Source organism: Lysinibacillus sp. GW823-FHT02G10, from assembly GCF_058797135.1.
The window spans coordinates 25,035-37,537 of sequence record NZ_JBXAJI010000010.1 but is presented as its reverse complement, the minus strand read 5'-3'; the positions used below and the strand labels follow the sequence as shown (position 1 = coordinate 37,537).

Genomic DNA, 12,503 nt, shown 5'->3' with positions numbered 1-12,503 from the left:
TTTTTTTATGATAGTTTGGCAATAATGCCTTCTTCGTCATCTAAAACTAATTCAATCCCTGTCGAGAATGGATCACCGTGTAGAACATCCTTGATCCAAACACGTAAGGCACCAATCATGGCTGCTGTATTAAGCACCTCGATTTGACCGTTGACTTCGACCTCTGCACCAAAACCTACATCATCCTCGTAAGTTAATTCAACAAGAACATCCTCAGGGCGAATGTTTTGATAGTAGGCTTGAGATAAACAAATAGCATTAATAATATCTTGTTCGTTGATTATTTGTGCCATTGTGCTTCCTCTTTGCGCTTTTTATCTTTAAACATATTTATTATCTTCACAACAAGCATCACAATAACAACAATTGCTGCCACATTAATAAGTAAACCTAAAATATTCCCCAGTATACCCATACCACTAAATAGACTACCGAATAATAATCCAGCAAGTCCGCCAAGCATTAATCCTTTCATCAGACCACCTGAGAAAAAACCACCTTTTTTAGTAGTATCTGCTTTATTAGTAGATGTTGAGTTGTTTTTATTTGTTGTTGCATTGTTTTGATCTTTAGTAGTATCCGATTTTTGGATATTCGAGCTATTATTATTGTTAGAGAAGCCCTTTTTACCCGATTTATAGGATTTAGCTTCTGCCGTTGGTGTATCAGAAATAAATAATGTTGCACCAACAGTCGAAAATATCAGTGTCGCTGCAAAAAGAGCGGCAAGAATTTTTTTCATTACATACATTCCTCCAATATAATTTTTAATTTAATCATAAACTAGTTCTTATATAGTAATATTACATGAACTATATTAAAAAATAAAACAAACGCTTTCAAAAATTAAGCTATATCAAAAAATATGGACAAATAGTGGCAGATGTAATGATTGTAGAAATTATGCAATAGGAAGGAGTGAAAAAATGCTACTAACTTTATCAATCTTCCTTACCATTTTTATCATTTTGTACCTAACAGAAAAAAGGCGCTTTCTCAACGTTGTAGCCCTTGGCGTGATAGGGATATATATTGTCAGAGCGTTTATTATTCATTATCCTTTATTGCTACCAAATGATCAGGGGATTATTTCTGAAATGGGGATATTCATTATATTAGGAAGCTTTCCAAGTATTATGTTTATTTTATCAATAGCCATGTTTTTCAATAGTAAAGTATTATTGGAAAAGGAAGGACGCAAATTCCGTAACTTAATGTTAGCCATATTAGGGCTAAGTTTTGTTATTATGATGTTATGGTATGTATTCGTCATTTTTATTGAAATTGAAAATGTATTTTGGCATATTCTTTTCTTCTATGCGTTTTTGATTTTTGGTTATACAATGTTCTTATACACTAGTGTCCTTGCTTATTCAATATTGTATCTTCTTACACCAATACGTTATAAACCAAATTACATTATTGCATTAGGTTCAGGATTAATTGGTGATAGAGTACCTCCACTTTTAGCAAGCCGTTTAGATGAAGCAGTAAAGCAATATATAAAGTATGAGATGAAGCCTTATATCATTGTCTCTGGTGGTCAAGGAAATGATGAAAAGGTATCAGAAGCATATGCAATGAAACAATACCTAATAGAAGTACATCATATTCCGACTGACAAGATAATTATGGAGGATTGTTCAGCCAATACAGAACAAAATATGATCTTTTCAAAGCAAATAATGGACCACCATTCTCATGGAGAGAACTATCGTTCCATTTTTGTTACGAATAATTTCCATGTGTTTCGCGCAAGTATTTATGCTAGGAAAGCAGCATTAGATGCCGAGGGGATTGGTTCAAAAACTGCTTTTTACTATGTTCCTAATGCATTCACACGAGAATTTATAGGTTTATTAGCCATGTATAAATGGACCCATGTCACAGTATTTTTAATTATTACGCTATTCGTAGGCTTACTATTGAGAGCATATGTGTAACCAAACTTCAACTGTCTTCCATATAATAGTGGTAAGGCAGTTTTTTTACATAGTGTGCAAGGGAGGAAAATAATGTACGAGCAAATTCTAGCCAAGCGAAATAAAGAACGAATAATTTCCCTACAAAATCTTACACAAACTCAAGATCAGTGGTTTGCTCAAAATATAAAATTACTTACATTCGCTGAAGTTAACCTAACAGCCTTGCAGAAAATACTGTATCAAGTAGTACGAGGGTTATTAAAAGAACAGCAACAACGTCATTTACAGATTGTCCATACAGTGCAATCTCAATCGATACAGGAGAATGTATTAACGCTGTTGGCAGAATATGATGATGTCTTGCGCGATGCCATTCCACAGCCTATCTATATACTCATTTGGCAAATTTCTTCGCTAGAAAAGTTAAAAAACAGCTTAGAAGTAGTAGATGATGTGCTTGATATTGTAGAGTGGTATTTTCGCCATCAAGATGAACAAGTTGCTGCTCTAGATGAAGAGGATTTAGATCATGAGCTCATTATTGATTTGTATAAAGAAGCGGTTGAAGAGCAGGATGGGGATGCCCAATATCAACTGGGTGAATACTATAATTCTAGAGAGGGTAAACATTTTCAACCTGAAAAATCATTGAAATGGTTTGAGCTAGCCGCTGCCCAGGGAAATGCAGATGCTCAATATATGCTTGGGAATTTTTGCTTTGGGGGCATAGGTATGGAGGAAAATTATTCCCTTGCCTTTTCATACTATGAAAAAGCAGCTTTGCAGGGACATGCGGATGCTGCCAATAATTTAGCAGATATGTACTTTAATGGCGAGGGCGTAGCAACGAATTATACATTAGCAAAAAAATGGTTTGATTATGCTGCACAAAAGAATGTGGCAGAGGCAATGTTTACGTTAGGAATAATTTATGAGCAGGGGTTAGGCGTTGAGGTAGATGAGAAAGAAGCTTTTAACGCCTATAAAAAATCAGCTGAGGCAGGGTATGTGGAAGCACAATATCGACTTGGTGGAATTTATTTAGAGGGGCGCTTAGGCCAAGCGAAAGATGTCAATCGTGGTCTGTTTTGGTATGAAAGAGCTGCGGAGCAATATCATGTAGACGCCTTTTATGATTTAGGTTATATATGGAGTAATGGTCTGGCAGGAATACGCAATCTCGAAAAAGGTATTCATTGGTTTAAGCAGGCTGCACTTCAAGGAGATGTGGAAGCCAAGCTACAATTGGGGCATATTTTTAATAAAGATACAGGGTTAGATAGAAATCTGAAAGAAGCTATTAAATGGTATGGACTCGCGGCAGATGCAGGATCCGAAGAAGCGGCTAAAATATTACAGGAACTTAAAGGATTGTAAATTTAGTGTTAAAAAAACATAGGCTTTTAGAATGATTTATAATGCTAGGGTATATGGGTATTTTAGTCTAAATCATACTGCTTTTTACGAGTATTTAGATAGATCATGATTGAGGATAAAAAATATTAGTATAGTGAAATTTGAAGATGATCGATAAAAAAGTAGAATAAATATAAAGCAAGTAAGCATAATAAACAAAAAAATAGTTAAAAAAGCTACCCAATAATATTGTGGTAGCTTTTTTATAGTTTATTACGCTTTATTTAACAACAAGGACTTTTTATACATTTTGTGTAAAAAAATGGTATTAATAAGATTGACAGTCATTTATAAAATGATTAATGTAAATGAGTGATTTTGAAAAGAAGCATACGTAAATAATTTACTGTTAGTCATGTAGGGACTATATCTGTTTGCTGAGAGCAAATGACCTTAGGATAAATTGAGCAAATGGGTACCCGACATACTTTTGGAGGAAGTTTGTCATACGGAATTGCGCTATCGAATGTAACCATTAAATCTGACTAATCAGATTTTATCGGTATTTTTTCGTGTATCCATCAATATGTTAAAAGGGATTTGATGTTTCTCAGCCTGATGAAAGTAAACGGAATGAAAGAGGGAAGATGTGTGATTTTTCAAAAACAAAGAAAGACGAAGGTATTGGATTTACAGCAATACACAGTGAAAATGGATTTGTCCTCTCGTCAATCGATGGCGAAGCAAATTGAAATGCTGAACTTAACGAAGAACGACTTACAATATTTAAAAGCTTTCCAGCCAATAGTTATGGATAATGTAGATCACATCGTAAACCGTTTTTACAACATGATTGGAACAGAGCATCATTTGGTAGATATTATCAGTCATCATAGTTCTGTAGAAAAGCTTAAAGTAACATTACGGCAACATATTATTGAAATGTTTAACGGAACCATTGATGAGATGTATTACCAAAGGCGTGTAAAAATTGCAAAGGTGCATGTCCACATTGGGCTTAGAACACAGTGGTATATCTGCGCATTCCAAGATTTATCGATATCATTTATTGATTTAGTCGAAAAAAATATAGAATTTCCACAAGATCAATTTAATACGATCAGAGCTATATCGAAAATTTGTAATTTTGAGCAACAACTCGTTTTAGAAGCTTTTGAAAACACTGTGGAACAACTGAAAGAAAAAATGGTTCATGAAAAAGAAGCGATTGAACGACAGATTGTAGATTCTTCGGAAGCACTTGCAGCTATCTCGCAGGAAACCAATAATTCATTTTGCTGCTTAAGTAAGCAATCTGACGAAATTAAACATTTGGCAAAAAAATCACTCGATGTGTCTACACTGGCTGAAAACCAAGCACTTGAGGGTCGCGAGCGTTTAAAAAATCAATCACAAAATATGCTCAATATTAGTCATTCTCTTCATGATATAGAAGAAAATATTGAACAATTATCAGGTATGTCTAAGGAAATGGAAACAATTATGAGTGTTGTGACCAATATTGCGAATCAAACGAATCTATTGGCTTTAAATGCTGCAATTGAAGCAGCACGTGCTGGGGAAGCGGGAAAGGGCTTTAGCGTAGTGGCCGATGAAGTACGTAAATTATCAATTCAGACAAAAGAATCTGTTACAGCGGTGGCTTTGTTATTGAAAAAGACAGGTGAACGAACAGAGAAATTAGAGTATTCTTTGACCAACATTCAAGATGAAGTTGCAGCAGGTGAAGAAAATATGTTACAAACTGAAGGCCAATTTACGAGTATATTGGGAGCCATGACAGAAGCAAAAGATCAAAATGAGTGTATGGCAACAAAAATACAAGCAATTGTAGGCATATTAAGTGAATTAGGCACTTCATTTACTGAGGTAACAAATTCAGCTGAAAAATTAGCGAGCTTTGCGCAAAATTTAAAAGGATAGACTACTAACATTTACATTCTATTTTTCATATTTTTAGACGTAATAAACACTATAGTACCTATTTAAATGTTTGTTGTGAAGTTATCGCTATAGAGGATCAATTTTATAGAGATTCAGAAAGTAAGAGCTATTTCACTGATGAAATAGCTCTATTTTTGCTAAATTTGTAAAGGGTTTACGTAATTTTCAATGAAAAAAGGATTATACTGTAGAAAGAATGAATAATAGGGGCGGTTATGATGAAAACAGTTGTTGTTTTAGGCGGCGGTATTACAGGACTATGTACAATGCATTATTTGCAACGTCAAGTGAAGGAACATAATTTAAATGTTCGTCTAGTGCTTATAGAAAAAAATACATATTTAGGAGGCAAATTATATTCAGCACATGAACAAGGTTTCATCATGGAAACGGGTGCTGATTCTATTGTAGCCCGTCATCAAGGCGTTATGGAACTCGTGCAGGAGCTTGATTTTGAGGCGGAATTAGTTTACAACGAAACAGGTATTTCTTATATTTATACGAATAATGAGTTACATGCTATTCCGGCAGATTCAACTTTCGGAATACCGATGAGTGTAGCATCCTTAGAGGAAAGTACACTTATTTCCGAGCAGGGAAAAAAAGAAGCGTTGAAGGATTTAACATTGCCAAACAATGGCTTCACAAAGGAAAGTTCAATTGGTGAATTTTTAACTTACTATTTAGGAGAGGAACTGGTGAAAAACCAAATTGCACCAGTCCTTGCAGGTGTTTATTCGGGAGATTTACATCAGCTTTCTATTGGCTCTACTTTACCGTATTTAATTGATTATAAGAATGATTTTGGAAGTATTATTAAAGGCTTTGATGCGAATCGTGAGCAATTTGTTAAAGCAGCGAACAAAAAATTTATATCCTTTAAAAATGGTTTATCTTCTTTAATTGATCGACTTGAACAAACCTTATCCGATGTAGAAATTATCAAGGGTGTTACTACACTAAATGTTCAAAAACAAGATAAGAACTACACAATTTCCTTAGCTAATGGTGAAATTATTGAGTCAGATTATGTCGTTTTAGCATTACCGAACGATACTGTACAAAATCTGCTACAGGATGAATCTTTAAACCGCTATTTTGACCAATTTACGACAGCGTCAGCGATTACTATCTATTTAGGTTTTGATGTGCCAGACGCTAAATTGCCAGCAGATGGAACGGGCTATATTGTTTCCCATAATTCAGACGTAACTTGTAATGCGGCAACTTGGACTAGTCGTAAATGGAAGCATACATCGAAAGAAAATAAATTACTTGTGCGACTCTTTTATAAGAGCATCAATCCAGCCTATGAGCAACTACGCGCCATGACGGATGAAGAATTGGCAGCAGTTGCTTTAGAAGATGTGAGAAAGAGCCTAGGAATAGAGGAGCAGCCAACCGTTGTGAATGTAACAAAATGGATTGATCAAATGCCTAAATATGATCTAGCGCATCGTGAAGCATTACAAGGATTACTACAAGAATTACATGAGAAATATCCTAATTTATCGATTGCAGGGTGCTCGTATTTTGGCGTAGGTATTGGTGCTTGCATTCAAAACGGGAAAAAAATTGGTGAAGAGCTTGCAAAGGAACTTGCCAATTTCTAAGGTTTTAAGTGGAAAAAAACTTTGTTATGTGAAATAGTCTTGACTCATTCGTCAGTAAACGATATGATTCTTTTAATTATTTAAAAAATTCATACTTAATTCTTATCAAGAGAAGCAGAGGGACTGGCCCATTGAAGCTTCAGCAACCAACTTTATTGTCAGGTGCTAAATCCAGAAGACCGTTGAGTCGAAGATGAGAAGGAACAACAATGATGAATCGTTAAAGCCTTCTTTTTTTATGAAAGAAGGCTTTTTATTATATAGAGACATAGGAAGAGAGGCTAATTTTATGGGATTGCTTGAAAGGTTAAAAACGCATGTATTGACGGCAGACGGTGCAATAGGCACAGTGCTATATGGCTATGGATTGGAGTATTGCCATGAGGAAATGAATGTTCAGAGACCCGAGTTAATTGAAAAGATTCATAGAGAATATATTGCGGCTGGTGCTGACATCATTCAAACGAATACGTACGGTGCAAATGCCATTAAATTAGCTCGCTATGGATTGGAATCACGTGTCCAACAATTTAATGAAGCTGCTATCACCATCGCAAAACGAGCAGCGGCTGATGGCGGTCAATTTGTTTTAGGAACAATTGGTGGTATTCGGGGAATTCGTAAAAGTGATGCAACCTTGGATGAAATATTAGCGACTATTGAAGAACAAGCAAGCGTCTTACTTGCAGGGAATCCAGATGGCCTTTTACTTGAAACTTATTATGATTTTGAAGAATTAACAGCAACCTTAAAGATGCTACGAGAAAAAACAAAATTGCCGATTATTGCACAAGTTTCTATGCATGAGCCCGGTGTTCTACAAAATGGGATGTCTTTAAATAATGCTCTCCATGAGCTTGAAGCCCTAGGTGCTGATATTGTTGGTGTCAATTGTCGACTAGGTCCACACCATACAATTCAGGCATTTGAAGGTGTAGAACTTCCTAATAAGGCATTTATGTCGGCCTATCCAAATGCATCACTTCTGGACTTAGAGGATGGGCGTGTCGTTTATGAATCAGAAGCTGATTATTTTGGTCGAGCGGCTGTTGAATTGCGTGATCAAGGTGTACGTTTAATAGGGGGCTGCTGTGGTACAACACCCAAACATATTGCAGCAGCAAAGAAGTATTTAGAAGAGTTATCACCGGTTCAGGAGAAGCTTGCGAAGCCTAAAAAGATTGAGATTGTTCGGGAAGCGGAGCCAACAAAGTATGAGCCTCTTCATGAAAAAGTTAAACGTGAACGTTCTGTCATAGTAGAGTTGGATACGCCTAGACATTTAGAGATTGATGGGTTCCTTGAAGGAGCAAAGCAATTATATGATGCAGGTGCAGATGTAGTTATGATGGCAGACAATTCATTGGCCTCTCCACGTATTAGCAATATTGCAATGGGCGCATTGTTGAAGAGCTCACATGGTGTACGCCCACTAACTCATATTACATGTCGAGACCGTAATTTAATTGGTCTACAATCTCATTTAATGGGGTTAAATGCTTTAGGTATTCATGATGTGTTGGCCGTTACGGGTGATCCAACGAAAGTAGGAGATTTCCCAGGTGCGACAAGTGTTTATGATGTATCTTCCATGGAGCTAATCCAATTAATTAAGCAATTAAATGAAGGGGTCTCTTTCTCAGGTAAGCCACTTCGTAAAAAAGCAAATTTCTCAGTTGCTGCTGCATTTAATCCAAACGTCCGTGTGTTAGATCGTGCTGTGACACGCTTGGAGAAGAAAATTGAGCATGGGGCAGACTACTTCATTTCTCAACCAGTATATACGAAAGAGAAAATTGTAGAGATTTATGAGGCAACAAAGCATTTACAAGCTCCAATTTACATCGGTATTATGCCTGTTACGAGTTATAAAAGCGCTGAATTTTTACATCATGAAGTGCCAGGTATCAAATTATCTGAAGATGCCTTAACAAGAATGAAAGCATGTGGAGAAGATAAAGAAAGGGCAACATTGGAAGGGATTGCTATTGCCAAAGAATTAGTAGAAGTGGCTACGCAATATTTCAATGGGATTTACCTTATTACACCATTTTTACGTTACGATGTGACACTAGAGTTGATGAAATATATAGAGCAATTGGATGAACAGAAAAAAGGAGTAAGTATACATGGCTAAGCACTCGATTGAAGAGCAACTAGAGAAACGTATTTTAATTCTTGATGGCGCAATGGGAACAATGCTACAAAATGAAAATTTATCAGCAGAGGATTTTGGTGGCGAGGAACTTGATGGCTGTAATGAAAATCTTGTGCTTACTAGACCAGATGTTATTGAAAAAATTCACCATAAATACTTAGAGGCAGGCGCAGATATTATTTGTACAAATACATTTGGTGGGACGCCTCTTGTGTTAAATGAATATGATCTTGGCACAAAAGCAGAAGTAATTAATAAGCGTGCAGTGGAAATTGCTCGCCAAGCAGTGGATCGTTATTCCACATCAGATTGGCCACGTTTTGTTGCAGGGGCTATGGGGCCAACAACAAAAACGTTATCAGTAACAGGTGGTATTACATTTGAAGAGCTAGAGGAAAATTTTTATGTACAGGCAAAAGCATTAATTGAGGCAGGAGCCGACGTTTTGTTATTAGAAACAAGTCAGGATATGCTCAATGTCAAAGCAGGCACACTTGGCGTAAAGCGCGCTTTTGCATCAACGGGAAAAGAGCTACCTGTCATGATTTCAGGAACAATAGAACCGATGGGTACAACGCTTGCAGGGCAAACAATTGATGCCTTTTATATTTCGATCGAGCATATTAAACCATTATCAGTTGGCCTAAACTGTGCGACGGGACCTGAGTTTATGACGGATCACATTCGTTCATTAGCAGAGCTTTCAACAGGCTATATTAGCTGTTACCCAAATGCTGGCTTACCAGATGAAGAAGGGTGTTATCACGAATCACCAGAATCGCTATCACAAAAATTAAAAGGCTTTGCAGAAAAGGGTTGGCTTAATATTGTAGGTGGATGTTGTGGGACGACACCCGCTCATATTGCAGCCATTCGTGAGATCTTAAAAGATGAAAAACCTCGTCAATTACCAGAAAAAACACATGGTCATGCGGTATCAGGAATTGAACCGTTATTGTATGACGATTCTATGCGTCCGTTATTTATTGGGGAGAGAACAAATGTAATCGGCTCTCGTAAATTTAAGAATTTAATCATTGACGGGAAATTTGAGGAGGCCGCAGAGATTGCACGTGCTCAAGTCAAAAATGGTGCACATGTTATTGATATTTGTTTAGCCAACCCTGATCGCGATGAATTAGCCGATATGCGTGGATTTATGCAGGAGGTTGTAAAAAAGGTTAAGGTGCCTCTTGTGATTGACTCAACTGATGAAAAAGTAATTGAGGAAGCATTAAAGTTTTCACAAGGGAAAGCCATCATTAACTCTATTAATTTAGAGGATGGTGAAGAACGATTTGATGCAGTATTACCACTCGTGAAAAAATATGGTGCATCATTAGTTGTTGGAACGATAGATGAAAAGGGGATGGCGGTTGACCGTCATCGAAAGCTCGAAATTGCCGAGCGCTCCTATCAACTTTTAACGGAAAAATGGGGGATTGCACCAGAGGATATCATTTTCGACCCATTAATGTTCCCTGTAGGAACTGGGGATGAGCAGTATATTGGTTCAGCGCTAGAAACGATTGAAGGCATTCGTCTCATCAAAGAAAAATTGCCGCAGACATTGACTGTACTTGGCGTAAGTAATATCTCATTTGGCTTACCACCTGTTGGTCGTGAAGTACTGAATGCTGTTTATCTCTATCATTGTACACAGGCGGGCTTAGATTATGCCATTGTTAATACAGAGAAATTGGAGCGTTATGCATCCATCCCTGAAGAGGAAATCAAACTCGCAAATGACCTGCTCTTTAATACAAATGATGAAACATTAGCAGTGTTTACAGATTTTTATCGAGATAAAAAGAAGGAAAAAACGGAAGCTGATATTCCAAAAACGGTTGAAGGTCGTTTAGCTTACTATATATTAGAAGGTACAAAAGAAGGGCTAATTGAGGATTTAGACGCTGCACGAGAAATCTTCGAGGCGCCACTTGATATAATTAATGGTCCTTTAATGGAGGGCATGGCTGAGGTAGGTCGATTATTTAATGATAATCAACTCATTGTAGCAGAGGTTTTACAATCAGCAGGTGTGATGAAGGCCGCAGTTGCTCATTTAGAGCAATTCATGGAGAAGGATGAAGAGAGTGCTGGAAAAGGGAAAATGGTACTTGCTACAGTAAAAGGTGATGTTCACGATATTGGGAAAAACCTTGTTGATATTATATTAAGTAATAATGGCTATAAGGTAGTCGATTTGGGCATTAAAGTAACTCCTGCCCAATTGATTGAAGCGATTCGTAAGGAAAAACCTGATTTTATTGGGCTGTCAGGTTTACTCGTGAAATCAGCGCAACAGATGGTTATTACTGCTCAGGATTTTAAAGAGGCGGGAATTGATGTTCCTATTTTAGTTGGTGGTGCTGCACTTTCACGTCGTTTTACTGAAACAAAAATTGCAGATGAATATGGTGGTCCTGTTATTTATGCAAAGGATGCTATGCAAGGCTTAGAGCAAGCGAATCTATTAATGGGTGAAGGGACACGTGAAAATTTCTTAGCAGAAATTGAAGAATCCCGTCAAAAACGTTTAGCGGCTGATGAAAAACGAGCTGCTCGTCCGGCAAAAGAGGTAACAATAAAGCCTGCACGAACAGTAAAAGGAGCGCCAGTATTTTTACCAGCTGATTTACGACGTCATGTGAAAAAAGACTATTCTGTATCTCATTTATATCCTTATGTTAATATGCGTACATTACTGGGACACCATTTAGGCTTGAAAGGGCAAGTTCAGCAATTGCTTGATGCGGGCGATTCAAGAGCAACAGAGCTCAAGGATTTAGTAGATGATTATTTAAAAAGTGATCTATTAAAGCCATCAGGTTTGTATCAATTTTTCCCTGCTCAAGCAGATGGTGATGATGTCGTTGTGTATGATCCTGCTGATAGTAAGACAGAAATTGAACGTTTTACCTTCCCTCGTCAGCAGGTTGAACCATTTTTATGTCTTGCAGATTTCTTAAAAACGGTAGAGAGTGGTGAAATGGACTATATTGCACTCATGGTTGTAACAGCAGGTCAAGGAGTTATGGCTAAAGCACGCCAGTTAAAAGAGGATGGGAAATTTCTTGAAAGTCATGCCTTGCAATCGACTGCTTTAGAATTAGCAGAGGGCTTTGCTGAACGTATGCATCAGGAAATTCGTGACCAATGGGGCTTCCCTGATGCAACAGATTTCACTATGAGAGATCGTTTTGCTGCAAAATATCAAGGTCAACGCTTTTCATTCGGATATCCTGCATGTCCTAACTTGGAGGATCAAGAGAAACTATTCGGCCTATTAAAACCTGAGGATATTGGTGTCCATCTTACAGAAGGCTTTATGATGGAGCCTGAAGCATCTGTATCTGCAATCGTTTTTGCTCATCCTGATGCTCGCTACTTCAATGTTTAAGGCATAAAATAAGAGGAGATAGATAGTCTATTCAATGACTGTCTATCTCTGTTCCTTTATAGAAGAAAACATTTGGTTAAGGG

The 12,503-nt window shown here is 37.1% G+C and carries 8 protein-coding genes and 1 riboswitch; of the genes, 6 read left to right on the top strand and 2 right to left on the bottom strand.

The features are described 5' to 3' along the window. Positions 1-5: 5 nt before the first annotated feature. Positions 6-293: a DUF2653 family protein gene (locus tag AC1RFD_RS20290; protein ID WP_054548866.1), complete on the bottom strand. Its 288-nt coding sequence runs from the start codon at positions 291-293 to the stop codon at positions 6-8. After that, the gene (locus AC1RFD_RS20285; RefSeq protein ID WP_048394976.1) at positions 281-742 is read right to left on the bottom strand and encodes a hypothetical protein; all 462 of its coding nucleotides are present in this window, start codon (positions 740-742) and stop codon (positions 281-283) included. The genes AC1RFD_RS20290 and AC1RFD_RS20285 overlap by 13 nt, the downstream gene beginning before the upstream one ends. A 184-nt stretch (positions 743-926) precedes the next feature. Between AC1RFD_RS20285 and AC1RFD_RS20280 the strand changes: the two genes are divergently transcribed. The 6 genes from AC1RFD_RS20280 to metH all read left to right on the top strand — a co-directional run bounded on the left by AC1RFD_RS20280 (position 927) and on the right by metH (position 12,420). Next, a complete protein-coding gene (locus AC1RFD_RS20280) occupies positions 927-1,943 on the top strand; it encodes a YdcF family protein (protein WP_054548865.1) in 1,017 nt (338 codons plus the stop codon). A gap of 72 nt (positions 1,944-2,015) precedes the next feature. Beyond that, a complete protein-coding gene (locus AC1RFD_RS20275; RefSeq protein ID WP_054548864.1) occupies positions 2,016-3,302 on the top strand; it encodes a tetratricopeptide repeat protein in 1,287 nt (428 codons plus the stop codon). 630 nt (positions 3,303-3,932) lie between these two features. Beyond that, complete coding sequence (locus AC1RFD_RS20270) at positions 3,933-5,225, top strand: globin-coupled sensor protein (RefSeq protein WP_048394980.1); 1,293 nt, start codon at positions 3,933-3,935, stop codon at positions 5,223-5,225. Positions 5,226-5,464: 239 nt separating this feature from the next. Next, positions 5,465-6,859: a protoporphyrinogen oxidase gene (locus tag AC1RFD_RS20265; protein ID WP_112116728.1), complete on the top strand. Its 1,395-nt coding sequence runs from the start codon at positions 5,465-5,467 to the stop codon at positions 6,857-6,859. A 99-nt stretch (positions 6,860-6,958) separates the two neighbouring features. Then, positions 6,959-7,059, top strand: a riboswitch (SAM riboswitch). 89 nt (positions 7,060-7,148) lie between these two features. Beyond that, positions 7,149-8,996, top strand: coding sequence for a bifunctional homocysteine S-methyltransferase/methylenetetrahydrofolate reductase (locus tag AC1RFD_RS20260; protein WP_492475227.1), 1,848 nt, complete (start codon positions 7,149-7,151; stop codon positions 8,994-8,996). Next, entirely contained in the window at positions 8,989-12,420 is a 3,432-nt protein-coding gene (metH, locus tag AC1RFD_RS20255; RefSeq protein WP_112116727.1) for a methionine synthase, read from the top strand. The genes AC1RFD_RS20260 and metH overlap by 8 nt, the downstream gene beginning before the upstream one ends. The last annotated feature ends 83 nt before the right edge of the window (positions 12,421-12,503 follow it).